The organism is Candidatus Aalborgicola defluviihabitans (genome assembly GCF_016705985.1).
Taxonomy (GTDB): domain Bacteria; phylum Pseudomonadota; class Gammaproteobacteria; order Burkholderiales; family Burkholderiaceae_C; genus Allorhodoferax; species Allorhodoferax defluviihabitans.
The window spans coordinates 209,419-226,789 of sequence record NZ_JADJKN010000024.1; the positions used below are offsets into that span (position 1 = coordinate 209,419).

Annotated in this window: 14 protein-coding genes, 1 tRNA gene and 1 pseudogene; 7 read left to right on the forward strand and 9 right to left on the reverse strand. The window is 57.6% G+C overall.

Annotated features, from left to right (window positions below; genetic code table 11):
* Window positions 1-173: 173 nt before the first annotated feature.
* From IPI80_RS19795 to IPI80_RS19820, 6 genes and pseudogenes are all read right to left on the reverse strand, one after another.
* The gene (locus tag IPI80_RS19795) at window positions 174-2,042 is read right to left on the reverse strand and encodes a diguanylate cyclase (RefSeq protein WP_413862812.1); all 1,869 of its coding nucleotides are present in this window, start codon (window positions 2,040-2,042) and stop codon (window positions 174-176) included.
* Window positions 2,043-2,757: 715 nt separating this feature from the next.
* On the reverse strand, window positions 2,758-4,326 hold the full coding sequence (locus IPI80_RS19800; protein ID WP_413862813.1) for a glycosyltransferase family 4 protein: 1,569 nt from the start codon (window positions 4,324-4,326) through the stop codon (window positions 2,758-2,760).
* Window positions 4,327-4,563: 237 nt separating this feature from the next.
* Window positions 4,564-5,691 carry a glycosyl transferase family 90 gene (locus IPI80_RS19805; protein ID WP_413862814.1) on the reverse strand — a complete coding sequence of 376 codons (1,128 nt, stop codon included), beginning with the start codon at window positions 5,689-5,691 and terminating at the stop codon, window positions 4,564-4,566.
* Window positions 5,692-6,116: 425 nt separating this feature from the next.
* Window positions 6,117-6,392 (reverse strand): asparagine synthase-related protein, encoded by a 276-nt coding sequence (locus IPI80_RS19810; RefSeq protein WP_413862815.1) that lies wholly within the window; start codon window positions 6,390-6,392, stop codon window positions 6,117-6,119.
* Window positions 6,393-6,395: 3 nt separating this feature from the next.
* A complete protein-coding gene (locus IPI80_RS19815) occupies window positions 6,396-7,376 on the reverse strand; it encodes a UDP-glucuronic acid decarboxylase family protein (RefSeq protein ID WP_413862816.1) in 981 nt (326 codons plus the stop codon).
* Between the two features lie 8 nt (window positions 7,377-7,384).
* A pseudogene (locus IPI80_RS19820) lies at window positions 7,385-8,756 on the reverse strand (UDP-glucose dehydrogenase family protein).
* Between the two features lie 350 nt (window positions 8,757-9,106).
* Here IPI80_RS19820 and IPI80_RS19825 point away from each other — a divergent pair.
* The 6 genes from IPI80_RS19825 (at window position 9,107) to IPI80_RS19850 (ending at window position 14,139) form a co-directional block, all read left to right on the forward strand.
* Complete coding sequence (locus IPI80_RS19825) at window positions 9,107-9,742, forward strand: DUF2239 family protein (RefSeq protein ID WP_413862817.1); 636 nt, start codon at window positions 9,107-9,109, stop codon at window positions 9,740-9,742.
* Window positions 9,743-9,754: 12 nt separating this feature from the next.
* Window positions 9,755-11,134, forward strand: coding sequence for an MATE family efflux transporter (locus IPI80_RS19830; protein ID WP_413862818.1), 1,380 nt, complete (start codon window positions 9,755-9,757; stop codon window positions 11,132-11,134).
* Between the two features lie 113 nt (window positions 11,135-11,247).
* Complete coding sequence (locus IPI80_RS19835) at window positions 11,248-11,730, forward strand: Spy/CpxP family protein refolding chaperone (protein ID WP_413862819.1); 483 nt, start codon at window positions 11,248-11,250, stop codon at window positions 11,728-11,730.
* Window positions 11,731-11,760: 30 nt separating this feature from the next.
* Window positions 11,761-12,456, forward strand: coding sequence for a response regulator transcription factor (locus IPI80_RS19840; RefSeq protein WP_413862820.1), 696 nt, complete (start codon window positions 11,761-11,763; stop codon window positions 12,454-12,456).
* On the forward strand, window positions 12,453-13,796 hold the full coding sequence (locus IPI80_RS19845; RefSeq protein ID WP_413862821.1) for an ATP-binding protein: 1,344 nt from the start codon (window positions 12,453-12,455) through the stop codon (window positions 13,794-13,796). The genes IPI80_RS19840 and IPI80_RS19845 overlap by 4 nt, the downstream gene beginning before the upstream one ends.
* Window positions 13,789-14,139, forward strand: a complete 351-nt coding sequence (locus IPI80_RS19850) for a nucleotide pyrophosphohydrolase (RefSeq protein ID WP_413862822.1) — start codon at window positions 13,789-13,791, stop codon at window positions 14,137-14,139. The genes IPI80_RS19845 and IPI80_RS19850 overlap by 8 nt, the downstream gene beginning before the upstream one ends.
* Window positions 14,140-14,159: 20 nt before the next feature.
* Here the strand turns inward: IPI80_RS19850 and IPI80_RS19855 are convergent, their stop codons facing one another.
* The 3 genes from IPI80_RS19855 to IPI80_RS19865 form a co-directional block, all read right to left on the reverse strand.
* On the reverse strand, window positions 14,160-15,287 hold the full coding sequence (locus tag IPI80_RS19855; RefSeq protein ID WP_413862823.1) for an ABC transporter substrate-binding protein: 1,128 nt from the start codon (window positions 15,285-15,287) through the stop codon (window positions 14,160-14,162).
* 449 nt (window positions 15,288-15,736) lie between these two features.
* A tRNA-Ser gene (locus IPI80_RS19860) sits at window positions 15,737-15,824 on the reverse strand.
* 87 nt (window positions 15,825-15,911) lie between these two features.
* Entirely contained in the window at window positions 15,912-16,352 is a 441-nt protein-coding gene (locus IPI80_RS19865) for a hypothetical protein (protein ID WP_413862824.1), read from the reverse strand.
* 124 nt (window positions 16,353-16,476) lie between these two features.
* Between IPI80_RS19865 and IPI80_RS19870 the strand changes: the two genes are divergently transcribed.
* Window positions 16,477-17,364, forward strand: a complete 888-nt coding sequence (locus IPI80_RS19870) for an EamA family transporter (protein WP_413862825.1) — start codon at window positions 16,477-16,479, stop codon at window positions 17,362-17,364.
* Window positions 17,365-17,371: the final 7 nt, after the last annotated feature.

Here is a 17,371-nt window from a genome sequence, read left to right on the forward strand (position 1 = left end):
GCATCACCCCAGCCCGCGGGCCACCGTTGTGGGAGGGTGAGAGTGCACAGGAGCCCGGGGCGGGTCCCTGTCTGTGAATCGCAATTGCGGTTCATTGTGGTGTGGGTGCGCGTGTTTTGCGCGGCCAATTTTCCGGTGTGTACTTGGGCGCATACGGTTGAATTTTCTATTCCCTATACCGTTACAGTTCCCAGCACAGCGCGATTTCGCCCCTGCTTTTTGGCGAGGTACAACGCAGCATCGGCTGCCTGGATGAGCGCAGCAGGAGCCTGCACTTCACTGGGCACTACAACTGCCACACCGATACTGGCCGTAACACACATATAAGTTGAGAATGCATGGGGCAGCGCCGCAGCCTCTAGCTCTGCACAGAGCTGTTCGGCCATATTCAATGCGCCTTCTGCATCGGTGGCTGGTGCAAAGAACACAAACTCCTCGCCTCCGTAGCGCGCCACTATGTCGCTGCTGCGGGACACCGTGGCAGACAAAATACGTGCGAACTTGCGCAGACATTCGTCTCCGGCTTGGTGACCATAGCAGTCGTTGTATTTTTTGAACCAGTCGATGTCTACCATTGCCAGCGCCAGGGGCTGACCCAAGCGCATGCAGCGCAGCCACTCCGCGGCAAACAGCTTGTCAAAATGGCGCCGATTCGCAATACCCGTTAAGCCATCGATAGTGCTCAAGGCCTCCAGCCGTTGGTTAAGGACTTCCAGTTCAGTGGTGCGTTGGACCACCCGATCCTCCAAAATGGCTTCAGAGGTGCGCAGGTTCTCAACCAGGCGCTGCTGCGCAGAATCTTTATCACGGCGCATCACGTTGTAGCGGTCGGCCAGCGCAAAAGAGAGCAGCAACATTTCCAACGCAGAGCCAATCTGCGCTCCAGACGTCGTCCAAGCATTGGTCGGCAAAACGCCCAGCTGTCGCATCGCCAGCATTCCCAACGCCAACAACACCACCGCGAACGCCGCCATAAAAAAGTAGGCACTGCGCTCGCGCTTGTAGGCAGAGAACGTCCCCGTCACCAGCAACAGTAGCGCAGTGATGGCGTAGCTGATAACAAACAGCCGTGCAACGTGCTCGAACGACAAAAAAAACAGGCCACAAAACGCCACATTGATCCACACAAACAGCTTGAGCAACCGATCAAGCACGGGCAGTCGTTCAGCAGTAAACAGCATGCGCCGCGTAAACAGCAGGAAGGCTGTCAACGCAATGGCCAAAAATACATTGGTCCCCATCTTCGTGAAAAAAGGCACACCCCCCCAAATGTATTCGGCGCCAACACCCACAAAGGTCGCCAGCGTCAATACGCTAAAGGCGGCCGACACCAAGTAGAGCAAATAGCCCATATCACGCAGTGCCACAAACAGCATCAAGTTGTACAGAATGATTGCCAAGGCGCTACCAAAGTACAAAGCCTGAAACACATAGTCGGCCCGTTCGTGCGCATGAAAGGCCTGTAGCTCCCATAGTTTGACTGGGAGGATCATGGAGTTGGGCGTGGCAACCCGGAAAAACAGCATTTGGTCGGCATGGGCCGGCAAGCGAATGGGCAGCACAAAGAAACGGCTGGCGTGCGGGCGTGTGGCAAAAGGCAAGGCATAGCCGGTTTGCGTGGCCTGGTAGCCCTGGTCATCGACCGGCTGGTAGAACGTCAGATGGGCAAGTAATGGGTTGGAGATCTCCAACATCCGCACAACCGGCGCGTTACTGGTGTTCTGCACATGCAGACGCAGCCACATGGCGGACGCAGTGTAGGAAAAACTGAGGGATTCGCCAGACGCCGTGCCAGCTTTAAACTGGGCGGCCATATCGGGCTTTTGCACATCCTCCAGTTGCAGGCGCTGGCTACTGTCTTCGAACACCGAGAAATGGCTGGTCAACGAAATGGGGTTGGCATCCATGTGACCAATGTCCAGCACTGGATCACCGGCAGTTGCCTGGGTAGCCACCAAACACAGCCCGCAAAGCAACATCCAGAACCGGTACTGACTGCGCCCGCTGAAATGCAAGAGAGAGACTAGCAAGTGGGAGGTCATGGGGGCGACATCTAAGCCACTTGGGTGGCGTTGGGTGGGGAGAACGTCCATTATCGATGAACTTGGACGCTAGGACGTGTGGCAGCGCACTCCCATGAATTTGAGAACCCCCCGAGATTTTCTTTATGATCAGAAGTAAGAAATTTTTGATGAACCCAAGCCGAAGAACAACTGCCTCCGCCGTCCGGTTTTGTGCTCAATCGAAAATACTAGAATTGACTCCATGCCGTTCTAAACTGCACATATTGAGAATCCCCACTTGAATATAGTGTTCCACTGAATATCCCTAGATAAGCTATTTCAACCAACTCCTGAGATCTAAAGTAAAATTTATCATTCCAATTTTCGGATGATTTACCAATATCAGCAATAAGTAATTGAGAATCACTCTGGAATAGCAATTTCCCTACGATTCTGCTGAGATCTATCAAGTTTGGATTGCGTCCTAACAATCCTTGACAGACAGCGCCAGCCAGCCCGGATGCATGACACCTCATTTGCATCTGCCTGTGTTTGTCTGAGTTGCCCAAGACTCCCATTAAATCCAATAAGTTTTCCGAATGAACTAATGACTTTACATATAAATCACAAATCGATCTACAGAGATGCAAATTGACTACAAATCAAATAGTCGCATTTATAAAAACAATCACACTTATTGGCCGATGCTGACAATGGTTTGATATAAGAATATATAAATACAAATTGAGTATTCTTAAATGCTATTATGCTCCTTCTTCACTTTTTCAAGAAAAAGCTCCCATTTTGGTAGAACTTTCTCCGGCAAGTAACGGGACGAAATAGACTCTCCATTTTTACGCATTGTTTCCTGCAAGTAAGGGGCGTTGGTTTCATACAGCGCCTTTTTGAGAGCTTTTACCAGACTCATCGTTGCGTAGGGATCGAAGTATTCTGCAGCGTCTTCGTAAACCTCTCGATGAACGGGAATGTCAGAAGCAATTGTGATACCACCACTTGCCATTGATTCAACACCCGAAAAATCAAACCCCTCACCTAGGCTCGGACATACAGTCGCTACAGCGTGCCGGTAGAGGACGCGGAGATCAGGAGCGGGAACGGCGTTCAGCATAAATAACTGACCGCGATCAATCCAGGTTTTGAATCCTTTAATGATTTCTTTGAAGTTCCAGCCTAGAGTACCAACAACAACCAATTTTATATTAGGATCAATATCCGCTTTAATCATCTCCCATGCCGCAAGCAGGCGGGTATGGTTCTTTCTAGGCTCAATAGTTGATACCACCAGAATATATCTAAAATTGTCATCGAACAGATGTTTCTTATAGAAAGCTTCTTGTTCGCGCAAGGTCAAAAATTTTGGAGATAGTCCGAGGTCTTTACCATCTGGGTCCAAACCATACAACCGTGATCTAATAATACCCGAGACCCGCTCAAAAGATGAATTTTCGATGAAGTAATGGTGGGAAACCATGTTATAGATTGTTACCGCTCGATTGGCGACTTCTGGAAAGAGCCGAATCAAATCTCGTCGAGTTGCTTCTGATACACAGGCAAACCACGCGCCAGATTTAACATTACCCATCAAAGCATAGAAATGTGTTGCCTGATGGAGTGATTGATCTGAAATGGTGTGGGGCATAAAAATCGGAATGGCGTCGTGATATCGAATCACGAGAGCCGTTTTTGAATTTGTGCGACCTGGATAGGGCGTTTGCCCAATAAATATATCAAATCCTTGTGTTTCCAGCGTTGGATATACAGCATCTGAATAGAAGCTCATCGAATTCAATCCGACCATGTGCATGGTAGTCCATGGGATGGAACAAATCCGGTGGTCTGCCTTTGCAACCAAATCGAAATCAGAAGCAGGAAGTGTCTTGGCAAACAGTGTGCGCCAAGTAAAATCTTCAAATGAAGCTGACTCAAAACGAGTTAGTTTGACCATGCCAACATTCGTCAGAGTTAACAGTAACAGTTTTGAAGAAGATAGCCGCTTCTCAATAAAATCTAGCGCCACATCCAGCATGTTTCGGTATGGCTTTTCTGCCATCGAAACGACGACCCGTGAATAGCGATTAATCTTCTTGGCCTGAGTGAGCCTTTTCCAGAAAAATCCCTCATCCTTAGTCCCGCGCGCCAACACGCGATGGGATGTCTGTATCAATCCCTCGACATCCACCGATTCGATTTTTCGCAGTCCGCGGAATAGCAGGCGAACCTCTTGGGGAATGCCGGCAAACCCCTCAAGGGCGGGGCGCATTTCAAGTAAAACTTTTATTTTTTTGGCAGCTTGATCATTCATGTCTAGAAATTCCCTGGTTGCATTTGGCCGTCTTTATATTCATAAACAGTGTCGACATCGGGAAAATCAAATAGCATACCGTCGTGTATTGCGGTGGTGCGTTTTGAAGATGTCACACGCGTCATGAGCTCGCGCGGTGCTCGCCTAAACTAAATCGGCGAACTGGGACCATTGCCAATTCAGGGCAAAAAGCCGCCGCTGCATACGCTTCGCTGAACAGTCTTGATCGTGCGGAAACTAAAGAGTCGCCGGCCAACCTGCGGGGACAGGCTCGGCAAGGCTCTCGCGCAAACGGCGAATCATCCTACTCGTAACGTTACTGACTTCATAGACCATCATCGCACGATCACGCGCGCGACTCGCAATCTCCTGACATTCGAAATCGTTGTTACGGCACCAGTCCAGCTTTTCGGCTAGATCCGAGCAGTCGTTGGCGATAGGCACAAAGTGCTCCCACGGCGAAAACTGTTCAGTAAAAAAGGCGGTCCACGGCGATTCAAGCGAGAGTACCGTTGATCCGCTCATCATCTTCCATGCCCAAGCGCTCCAGGTGCGCGCGTAGCCGTCTGCATCGATGATGTAGCGATAGGCCAACTGTTCTGCGAGCGACACGTTTCTTCCAAGATAGACGTCAACGGCGAGACTCTGACTCGCGACGGTATTCCTGATCAGGCGCCGGGGATTTAGCGTTGCGTCTTCAGCCGGGACGAAGAAATTGGCGTTCTCACCGTGATCGGCTCCAGCAAGGACAGCCCGAGGTCTTTTGTTGGCCCAGACGATGCGATGCGATTCCACTTCCGAGAAAAGCTCAACGTAATTGTTTTGCGTGAGATAGTGGGCATCCACAACGACGCAGGCGCTCGGATCGTCCCGGTGCGCACCCTGACACATGACCCAGTGGCGCGTTGGACTCACGATAGGCACCTCACCTGCCTCGCCACGCCATTCGGTCCAGTCCGTCATATCCGGTGGCACTACCCATCGATAATTTGGCGAAAACAACGTTCGTTCGCGCCAAGCATCATAGAAGCAGTACGGAAACCAAATTGATGGAATCTCTAGCTGTGGCATGACACGCTCCGACAAAAAAGCAAGAAGCGTTTTAGTGCCGAAAGTGTGGAAAGTGTGGCTCACGTGCGTCGAATGTTGGCGCGCTAGCGCCTCAGGCGCACAGTACCAGCACTGCTCATCCTCAATCCACCCCATCAGGCAGACGTTTTGCGGCAGAGAATTGATGCGGCACGAAAACACCTGCTCGAAGGCATGGATTGACATGAACCGCATCGTATCGACGGGGCGGGCGAGTGGCCCCAACGTCATGCGAACGCTCATCGGTGAGCTTTTATAGTCTTCGAATTTGCTCATCCGGAAAAGGCGTTTGTCAATTGAATTTTCTTTAGAAAGTCGAACTTACTCGCCAGAAATGCGGCGAAACTGCCAGACGCCGGAGCTACAGCAATTTGCTCGGTCACGAGTCTACTTGAGCGACACGTGACAGTAAACAGTTCATCTCTGCGCGAGCCACCGTCGACAGCTCGGTACCCGGTTTGGGAAGGGTGTCGTGGCTCAAAATACCGCACTTTATCATTACATATTTGCGCACTGCGAGCCACGGAGCCGGGTTGTTGTTCGTAGCGAATGAGCGGCAAATGCGAGTCGAGAAAATCGTGCGCTTTGTCGCGCTTTCCTTCTTTTGACATACGCACAACGTCGACCAGCATGTAGGGGAAACAGTAGCCGGTGTTGGCGCCATCCGCGCACAGGTTCCAACGTCATGTGCCGTGCAAGAACTACCACCCAGCGTGCCTCCATACTCCAGCAAGCCAGCGTATTGGAGCGATGTAAAGCGGCTGACCAGTACCCAGTACTGCAGCCAGTTGCTCGGCCATGAGAGCCTCGTCGTTTGCGGTGCCGCTGTAATCGCGGCAAAAGCCTGGTTCAGGGTCTGCGGGGCGCTCACCATGGGCGGTGGCTATGGCGGTGAGCAGGGCCGAGTCAATGCCAGCTAACAGAAAATGGCCGACCGGTACGTCGGCAATCTGGTGCGCCTTGCCGCAGCCGCACATGGTTCAACTGGAGGACAGAAGTTGGTCAAAGTAGGCAATGGTCTTAACCAAGCCTTGTTGCAATTGCACTTGGGGCTGCCAGTCGTTCAGGTACGCGCACGCACGGCTGATGTCGGGCTGGCGCTGCAGGGGGTCGTCCGCTGGCAGGGGCATGAAGACCATTTTGGAACTGGAGCCTGTCAAGGCAATGACCAATTCGGCCAGTTGGCGGATGGTGAACTCCACCGGGTTACCCAGGTTGATAGGGCCAGGGAAACCGGGTGCGCCGTCGGCACCACGGGGCAAATCCATGAAGCGGATGAAGCCTTCGATCAGGTCGTCTACATAGCAAAAGCTGCGGGTTTGCTGGCCGCTGCCGTACAGGGTTATGTCTTGGCCCTGCAGCGCTTGCATGATGAAGTTGCTGACCACGCGACCGTCGTTGGGGTGCATGCGCGGGCCATAGGTGTTGAAGATGCGGGCCACGCGGATGTCAAGCTTGTGCTGGCGGTAATAGTCAAAAAAAAGGGTTTCGGCGCAGCGCTTACCTTCGTCGTAGCAGCTTCGGATACCGATGGGGTTAACGTTGCCCCAGTAGGCCTCAGTCTGCGGGTGGACGGTGGGGTCACCATAGACTTCGCTGGTGCTGGCCTGAAAGATCTTGGCGCGCAGGCGCTTGGCCAGCCCCAGCATGTTGATGGCACCGTGCACGCTGGTCTTGGTGGTTTGCACTGGGTCGTGCTGGTAGTGGATGGGGCTGGCAGGGCAAGCCAGGTTGTAGATTTGGTCCACCTCAAGGTACAGCGGAAAAGTGACATCGTGCCGGATGAACTCAAAGCGCGGATGGCCAAGCAAGTGCTCCACGTTGCGCTTGGTGCCGGTGAAGAGGTTGTCGGCACAGACAACGTCATCACCACGGGCGAGCAGCCGGTCGATCAGGTGTGAGCCCAAAAAGCCAGCGCCGCCGGTGACCAGAATGCGTTGGGTGGGGTTGTAGTTGCGCATATTGGGGTTCAGTGGGTGTTGCGGCCAATGCCTGCGTACTGAAAGCCAGCAGCGGCCATGAAATCAGGCTCAAAAAGGTTGCGGCCATCGATGACAACTGGGGTCTTCATGGCAGCCTTCAGGGCGGCCAGGTTGGGGCTACGGTAGGCCTTCCACTCGGTGACGATGATCAGCGCATCGGCACCTTGCACGGCTTGCATGGGTTTGGCTGCAAATTCAATGCGCTCCAACAGGGCGGGCGCATCGGCCAGGTCAAGTGCGACCACCCGCTGTGCTTCGTGTTCGGCCACCGGGTCATGCGCGACAATGCGCGCGCCGGCCCGCAGCAGCGCGCCGATGACGACCCGGCTGGGCGCGTCACGCATGTCATCGGTGTTGGGCTTGAAGGCCAGGCCCCACAGGGCAAAGGTCTTGCCTGACAGGTCGCGCCCAAAGCGCGCAAACACTTTGTTGACCAGCACGCTCTTTTGGTCGTGGTTGACGGCCTCAACGGCTTCCAGCATGCGCAGGGTTTGACCATGCTCGCGCCCGGTGCGAATGAGGGCCTGCACGTCTTTGGGGAAGCAACTGCCGCCGTAACCGGTGCCAGCATACAAAAAGCTGTAGCCAATGCGCGGATCTGAGCCTATGCCCTGGCGCACCAGTTCGATGTCGGCCCCCACCTGGTCGGCCAGGTTGGCCAACTCGTTCATGAAACTGATGCGGGTGGCCAGCATGGCGTTTGCGGCGTATTTGGTGAACTCGGCACTCTTGACGTCCATCACGCGGGTGCGCTCGTGGTTGCGGTTGAATGGGGCGTAGAGCTGGCGCAATATGGCCAGGGCTTGTTGGCCAGCGGCGTCCGCGGCCACGCCCAGGACGATACGGTCCGGGCGGGTGAAGTCTTCTACCGCTGCGCCTTCTTTCAAGAATTCGGGGTTGGATACGACGCTGAAGGTGGGGCTTGCACTGGCAAAACGTGCGTTGAGTTCGGCCTGTATGGCGGCAGATACTTTGTCGGCAGTGCCAACGGGGACAGTGGACTTGTCTACCACCACCTTGTTATCCGTCATGTGGCGGCCAACGTTGCGGGCGGCGGCCAGCACGTATTGCAAGTCGGCGCTGCCGTCTTCGTCTGGCGGGGTGCCAACGGCGATGAATTGCACGATGGCATGCGCCACACTGGCGGCCACGTCGGTAGAAAAGGTCAGCCGACCGGCGTCTATGTTGCGCTCAATCACTTCTTTGAGACCGGGCTCGTAGATCGGCACGCCTCCAGCTGTTGAGAAGGTCGATTTTGGACTGGTCGATGTCCAGGCAAAACACATGGTTGCCCAAGTCTGCCAGGCAGGCCCCGGCGACTAGGCCGACGTAGCCGGTGCCGATGATGGTGATATTCATGGCGTTAGTATCGGCCAGGCATTACCAGTTTGGTGGGGTTTGCCCACAGGCAATGCCCGGGCGGAACTGGCTGACATGTTGGAAGCTTCCCTGTAATCTTTTTGGACCAGTTCTTTTTGGTATAGCTCTTTGTTAAACCCCGTGATTTTAGTTAACTGGGCAATTTACCTGGTGCCGGACGGCGGCAAGGTGGGTGCCCAAGTGGTGGCAGCGGCAACGCCTGGGGGGGTCGTGTGTTTGAGCACGAACACGGGCAAGGCGCTGGAGACGGTGTTGGCTCGTTAAAGACGTCAGCCTCATTTTAATTTACCCGGATATAATTACTGAATTAATTAAACCCGGATAAATATATGACATGGTTAGACACCGCATGCACCGCGTTTGAGGGCAGTACCTGCATTGCCAGTGGTTCCTTGCGGGACGTGGCTTTGGCCACCAAGCCTGTGGTGGACCGCTGGGCCAGCAGCATCAGCCCGCCACCCGTGCTGATTTTTGACGATGCCACCAGCGAGGTGGTGGAACTGGATTGGCGTGGCTCCCTTGCTGATTTTCTGACACGGCTGAACGCACAAAACCACGCCATGACGCTGGCCATGCCACCCGCCTCGGTGGAAGAGGCGCCCACACCGGCCGAGGCCCCACGCGGACCGGGGCGGCCCAAGTTGGGGGTGTCACCCCGGGAAGTCACTCTGCTGCCGCGCCACTGGGAATGGCTGGCGCGCCAGCCCGGCGGCGCCTCGGAGGCTTTGCGCAAGCTGGTGGAAACCGCGCGCCTTTCATCCGAAACCAAAGACCGCGTGCGCCACTGCGGTGCGGTAACCTACAAATTCATGTCCACTATGGCCGGGCACGAGGCGGGTTTTGAAGAGGCCAGCCGTGCGCTGTTTGCTGGTGACCACGCGGGTTTTGCGGCGCGCGTGGCGCCCTGGCCCGCCGATGTGCAGGCCCATTTGCTCAAAATATCAACCCACGCCTTTGCGGCGTGACCAGAGAGTCCCATGATGGAAAAAAACGCCAATCCGGCTCAGCCCAAGGCAGCGCCACCCGTACTCTGGAAAGCCTATCTGGCCTTTCTGGTGCCCATGATCATCAGCAACATTTTGCAGGCGCTGTCTGGCACGGTGAACAACATCTACCTGGGCCAGATGCTGGGCGTGAAGGCCATGGCGGCGGTGTCGGCATTCTTCCCGGTGCTGTTTTTTCTGATTGCGTTCATGATCGGCCTGGGCTCTGGTGCCTCGGTACTCATTGGCCAGGCCTGGGGCGCCAAAAACCCGGAGCGTGTGCGGGCCATCACCGGTACCACGCTGATGGTGGGCATCTATTTCGGGCTGGTTGTCGCGGTCTTTGGTGGCACATTCACCGGCGCCTTGTTGCGGCTACTGGGCACGCCCGCCGATATCCTGCCCGATGCGGTTGCCTATGCCCGTATCAGCATGATCGCCGCACCCGGCATCTTTGTCTTCCTGCTCATTACCTCCATGATGCGCGGCGTGGGTGACACCAAAACACCGCTCAAGACCCTGATCATCTCCACCGCAGTGGGGCTGGTGGTCACGCCGGCACTGATTCAGGGCTGGCTGGGCTTGCCGCGCTTGGGCGTGTCCAGCGGTGCGTGGGCGTCGGTCGTGTCGTTTTCGACCGCGATTGCCTGGACTGCATGGCACCTGCTGCGCGTGAACCACCCCATGGCACCCAATGCGCTGATGCGGAAGCACTTGCTCGTGGACCGGGTGATTCTGGCCAAGGTGCTGCGCATTGGCCTGCCCACCGGTCTATCGATGATGACGGTCTCGCTCGCTGAAATCGCCGTGCTCTTTTTGGTGAACCGCTATGGCTCGCAGGCCACAGCCGCCTATGGTGCGGTCAACCAGATCGTGTCGTATGTGCAGTTTCCGGCCATCTCCATTGCCATTGCCGCGTCCATTCTGGGGGCGCAGTCTATCGGTGCCGGGCGCTCCCACCTGCTGGGCCAAATTGCCCGCACCGGGATCTGGATGAATCTGCTGTTCACCGGCGCGTTGGTGTTGCTGGCTTATGTGTTTTCGCGCAGCGTGCTGGGGCTGTTTATTACCGATGTGGCGGTGGTGGACTTGGCGCAAACCCTACTGCACGTCATGCTCTGGAGCGTGGTGATCATGGGCATGTCAATGGTGCTGTCCGGCCTCATGCGTGCCAGCGGCGTGGTGCTGTGGCCCACCGCTATCAGCATGTTCGCCATTGCCTGTGTTGAAGTGCCAGCGGCCTGGTTGCTGAGCCAGCGCTACGGCCTGAACGGTATTTGGGCGGCCTACCCCATTACTTTTTTGGTGATGCTGGGCCTACAGACGGCCTACTACCGCCTGGTGTGGCGCAAGTTGCCGATTCGCCGCCTCTGAGCCGTGTGAAATAAACCGATACAAACCGAAACCGCCCTGACACCCTGTATCGGTCTCTTGGCGGCACCATTGCGGTCATGTTCAACACATCCTTCGGGATTCGAAAGGTCCGCATGACACACTTCTTCCACCGTCACGTCAAACGTACCCTCATTGGCGTCCTGGGCGCCACCCTGCTGGTGGGTGGCCTTACGGCCTGTGGCCACCGCCAGCATGACTACGCTGCCAGCATGAGTGCCGAGCAATATGCGCAAAGGCGCGACAAAATGGTGGACAAAGTTGCCAGCAAACTGGACCTCACCGAAGACCAGAAGAAGCGCCTGGTTACCCTGGGCGACAAACTGTATGCGCAGCGCACCGCGTTGATCGGCCAGACCAAAGACCCGCGCGCCGAGATGAAGGCCCTGGTGGCCGGCGCCAAGTTTGACGCTGCCCGTGCGCAGGCCCTGGTGACCGAAAAAACCACCGTGCTGCAAACCAAGAGCCCCGAGGTTATTGCCGCTCTGGCCGACTTTTACGACAGCCTGAACCCTGCCCAGCAGCAAAAGGTGCGTGACTTTATGGAAGGCCGTGGCCGCTGGTTCCACCGCGGCTAAATCCGCCTGACGTCGGTGGGACAATGCCACATGCCCCGCATCCTGCTGATTGACGACGACGCGCAACTGGGCCCGCCCCTGGCGGCCTACTTTGCGCGCTTCGACATGGCGCTGGAGTGTGCCCTCAAGCCCAGCGAAGGGCTGGCGCGCCTGCGCCAGGGAGGTGTGGACGCTGCCATTCTGGATGTGATGCTGCCCGAGATGGATGGTTTTGCCCTGTGCCGCGCCATCCGCAAAGAGAGCGACATCCCCATCATCATGCTCACCGCACGCGGCGACGTGATGGACCGCGTGGTGGGGCTGGAGCTGGGCGCCGATGACTATGTGCCCAAACCCTTCGAGCCGCGTGAGCTGGTCGCCCGCGTGCAAACCGTGCTGCGTCGCCGCCTGCCCACCGCCGTGAAACCCCTGGCGACAGATGCCAACACCTTGGTCTTTGATGGTCTGGTGGTCAATGGCATCACACGTACCGTGCAGCGCCAGGGCGAGGCGGTGGACCTGACCAGCACCGAATTTGATTTGCTCTACTTGCTGGCGCGCGAACCCGGCAAGGTGTTCAGGCGCGACGACATCCTCAACCACCTGCGTGGCCACGAGGCCGAGCTCTACACCCGTGCGGTGGATATTGTGGTGAGCCGCCTGCGCAAAAAGCTGGAGCCGCTGGACTGCATCAAGACCCTGCGCAACGCGGGCTACGCGCTGGCCTTGGGCAAAGCCGCTGCATGAACACTCCGCAAAGACCCCGCTGGCACCACCGCGCCCGCCATGCCCTGGCCCACTCGCTGCGCGTGCGGCTGGTGGCCCTGTTCCTGCTGCTGGCACTGGCCATGGCCGGTACGTTTTTGGTGGGCATGCAATACGCGCTGGGTATTGGCTGGCGCGATGCTGCCAAGCCCCTGGTGGCCGATTACATCGACAAGCTCGCCGCCGAGTTGGGCAGCCCGCCCAGTGTGGAGCGTGCCCAGGCGCTGACGCAGCGCTTGCCTTTGAGCGTGCGCATCGGCGGCCCGCAGGTTAACTGGCGCAGCAACCCGCCCGACCCCGGCAGCGACCGTGGTTGGGGTGGCGACAAACGCTTCAAGACCGACGAGCCCCGTTTTTACGAACGCAACACCGCCGACGGCCACCGCATCCAGTTTGGCCTGAGCGTGCAGGACTGGCATGACCGCCCCCGCTTTATCGGCTGGGCCACGCTGGCCGGCCTGCTGCTGCTCACGGCACTGGCCTATGCCCGCGTGCGCCGCTTGCTGCGCCCGCTGGACGACATCCGCGCGGGTGCCCTGCGCTTTGGCGCGGGTGACTTTGCACAGCCCATTGCCGTGCGCCACGCCCACCACCCCGACGAACTGGGCGAGCTGGCCGCCACCATCAACACCATGGCGGCAGACATTCACCAGATGCTGGAGGCCAAGCGCACGCTCTTGCTGGCCATCAGTCACGAGTTGCGCAGCCCGCTGACCCGTGCACGGCTAAACACCGAGCTGTTGCCCGAAACCGCTGATGTGCAGCCCAGCCGCGAAGCGCTGCTGCGCGACCTGGCGCTGATGCGCGATCTGGTTACCGACCTGCTGGAGAGCGAGCGCCTGGCCAGCCCCCACGCTGCCCTGCACCGTGAGCCCACTGATCTGGCGGAACTGGTGCGCGAGGTGGTCGCTGCGCTGGATGGCGCGCCAGTTGTCACGCAGGCGCTGGCCACAGACCTGCCGCTGCTGCCGCTGGACCGCACCCGCATGCGCCTGTTGCTGCGCAACCTGCTGGAAAACGCCCTGCGTCACAGTGCGGGCGCGTCGGCTGCACCGCAGGTCAGCCTGCAGCGCCAGGGCGATGGCCGCGTCTGCCTCACCGTGCGCGACTATGGCCCCGGGGTGCCCGAAGATCAGTTGCCCAACCTGGCCCAGCCCTTTTACCGGCCAGATGCCGCGCGCACCCGCGCCGAGGGCGGCGTGGGCCTGGGCCTGTACCTGTGCAAGCTGGTGGCGCTGGCGCACGGCGCAAGCTTTGCCGTGCGCAACGCCGGGCCGGGCTTGTTGATAGAGGTTATGCTGCCACCATTGCCCCATGCGTAGCGAACTGCTCCCCCTGATCCAATCCCTGCGTGCCTTCGCCGCCGAGCGCGATTGGGCGCAGTTTCATTCGCCCAAAAATCTGGCCAGCGCCTTATCGGTGGAGGCGGCCGAACTGCTGGAACATTTTCAGTGGCTGACCGAGGTACAAAGCCAGTCCCTGATGCCCGATAAAACGGCCGAGGTGGCGGCAGAGGCGGCCGACGTGTTCCTTTACCTGCTGCAGTTGTGTGACAAGCTGGGTATCGACCTGATCGCCGCCGCACAAGCCAAGATGCTGGTCAATGCCCGGAAGTATCCGGTGGAGACCGCGCGGGGCAATAGCGCCAAGTACACCGAGCTTTAGCCTATTTCTCAGAGTGCCGTTCAGGTGCGCACCCGACCGTCACCCGTCAACATCGATATTTCGACATACTTGGACGCAACGTGGTCGGACGGTGAGAAGCTCACATTGAAACCGCCCATCGCATAGTTGCTCATACTCTCCAAGCCATTGATGAGCCCCTCGCGTGAGGTCTTACCCGTGGCACGTCGCAAGCCTTCGGTGAAGACTTTGGCGGCAATATAGCCCTCTATGCTTGAGAAGTTCACTTGCACGGCCCCTTTGGTTTTCTGTGTGGCCTCCACAAATTCGCGCGAGATGGGCTTGACGCTGTTGTAAGGCGTTGGCATGACCTGCGAGACCACGATGCCTGCGCCCTCTTTACCCAGCTCGTCAGCCAACGCTTGCGTGCCCACAAACGACACGTTGTAAAAGGTTCCGCCGTAACCGGCTGCGCGGGCTGCGCGAATGTAGGCGGCACACCCTTTGTAGGCTCCGATTTGCACCACTGCATCCGGGCTTGCTGCGTTGATGGTAGCTACCGCCTTGGCGACTTCCACCGAGTTGCGCTCGACAGTAGCCACTGCGACGGGCTTGAGATTGATCGCAGCCAAAGCCAGTGTGACCCCATCCAAGCCAGCCTTTCCGTAGGCGTCATTCTGATAAAAAACAGCGATCTTTTTGAGGCCCAGGGTCGTCAAGTGCTTGACGATCAGTGCCGTTTCGTCGTTGTACGACGCACGCAAATGAAAGACGTTGCGATGCAAGGGCGTGCGCAAAGCCATGGCCCCGGTAAAGGGTGCAAAGAAGGGCATCTTTGCTTTGACGGCCAGCGGCAATGCGGCCACGCTGGTGGGTGTGCCGATATAGCCAAACAGGCAAAACACATCGTCTTCAATGAATTGTTGGGTGTTCTGGATGCAGCGATCGGGTTCGTAACCGTCGTCGAGTTTACGAATCTCGACACTGCGGCCACCCACGCCGCCTTCGGCGTTCAGACGGTCAAAAAACATTTTGGCGCCAGCATGGAACTGAATGCCCAGTTGTGCGGCAGGGCCTGTAAATGGGGCCGATTGTCCAAGAATAATCTGGCCGGACTGGGCGTAGGCCTGAGGGACTTCGGACCATGCAGCAGCGCCGGCTGCAAGTGAAAACTGGCGTCTTGTAATCATGAGAACTTATTTTCGGGTCGAGGGTACTGACAGGAGTTTTATCACATCTGCGCGTTCGCGCCCCCCCACGGGCGATTATTTTCGCCCGACATTCATGTTTGAACCACCGTGCTGTTGGCGTCACTGCGCCGGAACAGGACGCAGCACCCAGGCCTCTTTGCCTACGCATGCGTCCCCTAGAATGCCAGCAAGGGAGATGCCGTGACGCCAGAGAAAAAAGCCAGAGTCAGCATTGATGCACTGCTTGTGCAAACAGGCTGGCACGTCTGCAACGTGGCCGATGCCAAATGCCTCCACTGGTGACCGACGAGGCCTATAGCGGTATTTACAACCGTTGGCTTTATCAACCAATACGTGGCCGTGGCTGCTGGCCTGGTTTTCAAACGATGGGTAAGGTTATGGGTAGAAGGCCGCATCTGCACGGATCAACCTTGCGGGGCAAGGCCCGCTGGCGGAGACTGTGAGATTCGAACTCACGGACGGTTACCCGTCGGCAGTTTTCAAGACTGCTGGTTTAAACCACTCACCCAAGTCTCCGAGGCGTTGTATTCTAACTGGCCTTGAGCGAGCCCTTCCACCCGACGGGTGAAATCTTCGTGTGTGAGTGGCTATACCCCGGTGCGGCTATATGTCGCGGTCCTCGGCACGGCGGGTGCGGGCACGTTGTACCAGCACCGTGATCAGCAGGGTCGCCGCTGCAGAACTGGTGAGCACCGGCGAGGCGGACAGCAAGTGCGCCAGTCCATCGACGGCATTGACGCTGACTTGCTGCACATAGTCCACCAGTGCAATCACGTCACCAGCTTGCACGTTTTGTGCATCTTCCATGCGCACATTCAGATCGGGCCAGCCGCTGCGAAAGCGGATGCTGGCAAAGATGCCGTTGGCCACGGCAACCAGCGACAGCACGCCCAGCGGCCTGATCAGGTGTTCCAGCAGGCGGCGGCGTTCAGCGGGCGGTGCGATTTCATACACCTGGCCCACCAGTTGCGCAATGGCAGCTTCCGAAACCGGGCCTTTGGCAGACGCCAGTGCGGCTGCGGTGGGTATTTGTGTGGGGTTCATGGGGGTGTCTCCTTACTAGAACGTTTAGCATAGACCCAAGTGTGACCGTGTGCTGTGTCAATTTGATGTTGAAATGCAACTCCATGTAAATAGGCCTGCAGCCTCCGTCGGTTATCGTTTCACCATGCATGCACACCGTTGGACGCAAGCCGTCCCCTTATTGGCCGTTCTGGGCTCCGTTATCGCTTTGGGTATTGGTACCTCGTTTGCCAAGCAACTCTTTCCTCTGGTGGGTTCGTTGGGCACCACGGCTTTGCGGGTTGGTTTTTCCGCTGTACTACTGGTGGTGCTGTGGCGGCCTTGGCGCTGGCCGTTGAACCGCGTCGATGCGCTGTCCCTGCTGCGCTATGGCGTGGCGCTGGGTTTCATGAATTTGCTGTTTTATATGTCGCTGCGGACCATTCCGTTTGGGTTGGCCGTGGCCATTGAATTTTCGGGGCCATTGGCGGTTGCCATGTTCTCGTCGCGCAAGCCGGTTGATTTTCTCTGGCTGGCGTTGGCCGTGGTGGGGCTGGGTTTGCTGCTGCCCATTGGTGAAGGCGCAACGGCACTGGACCCCGAAGGCGTGGCCTACGCACTGGCGGCTGCATTCTGCTGGGGCTCTTACATTGTGTTTGGCAAGCGCGTGTCCCATCTGCACGCAGGCCATTCTGTGGCGCTGGGCCTCACGGTGGCAGCCATTGCCGTGGTGCCGCTGGGTGCGTGGCAGGCTGGGGCTGCCTTGCTGCAGCCATCGGTGCTGCTGTACGGTTTGGGTGTGGCCGCCATTTCAAGTGCCATCCCGATATCGCTGGAGATGGTGGCCCTCAAGCGCCTGCCGCAAGAGGCCTTTGGCATCATGACCAGCATGGAGCCTGCGGTGGCCGCCGTGCTGGGTTTGATCATGCTGGATGAACACTTGAGCGCGTTGCAGTGGCTGGCCATTGTGTGCACCATGCTGGCTGCTGCCGGCAGTGCCATGACCGCCGGCCCGTCAGCCACCAAAAGCGTACCAGCCGACGTGGTGATGTAAGCCGGCA

Coding starts and splice junctions, on each gene's coding strand:
- IPI80_RS19795 (WP_413862812.1), bottom strand. CDS start 2,042: ATGACCTCCCACTTGCTAGTCTCTCTCTTGCATTTCAGCGGGCGCAGT.
- IPI80_RS19800 (WP_413862813.1), bottom strand. CDS start 4,326: ATGAATGATCAAGCTGCCAAAAAAATAAAAGTTTTACTTGAAATGCGC.
- IPI80_RS19805 (WP_413862814.1), bottom strand. CDS start 5,691: ATGAGCAAATTCGAAGACTATAAAAGCTCACCGATGAGCGTTCGCATG.
- IPI80_RS19810 (WP_413862815.1), bottom strand. CDS start 6,392: ATGTGCGGCTGCGGCAAGGCGCACCAGATTGCCGACGTACCGGTCGGC.
- IPI80_RS19815 (WP_413862816.1), bottom strand. CDS start 7,376: ATGCGCAACTACAACCCCACCCAACGCATTCTGGTCACCGGCGGCGCT.
- IPI80_RS19825 (WP_413862817.1), top strand. CDS start 9,107: ATGACATGGTTAGACACCGCATGCACCGCGTTTGAGGGCAGTACCTGC.
- IPI80_RS19830 (WP_413862818.1), top strand. CDS start 9,755: ATGATGGAAAAAAACGCCAATCCGGCTCAGCCCAAGGCAGCGCCACCC.
- IPI80_RS19835 (WP_413862819.1), top strand. CDS start 11,248: ATGACACACTTCTTCCACCGTCACGTCAAACGTACCCTCATTGGCGTC.
- IPI80_RS19840 (WP_413862820.1), top strand. CDS start 11,761: ATGCCCCGCATCCTGCTGATTGACGACGACGCGCAACTGGGCCCGCCC.
- IPI80_RS19845 (WP_413862821.1), top strand. CDS start 12,453: ATGAACACTCCGCAAAGACCCCGCTGGCACCACCGCGCCCGCCATGCC.
- IPI80_RS19850 (WP_413862822.1), top strand. CDS start 13,789: ATGCGTAGCGAACTGCTCCCCCTGATCCAATCCCTGCGTGCCTTCGCC.
- IPI80_RS19855 (WP_413862823.1), bottom strand. CDS start 15,287: ATGATTACAAGACGCCAGTTTTCACTTGCAGCCGGCGCTGCTGCATGG.
- IPI80_RS19865 (WP_413862824.1), bottom strand. CDS start 16,352: ATGAACCCCACACAAATACCCACCGCAGCCGCACTGGCGTCTGCCAAA.
- IPI80_RS19870 (WP_413862825.1), top strand. CDS start 16,477: ATGCATGCACACCGTTGGACGCAAGCCGTCCCCTTATTGGCCGTTCTG.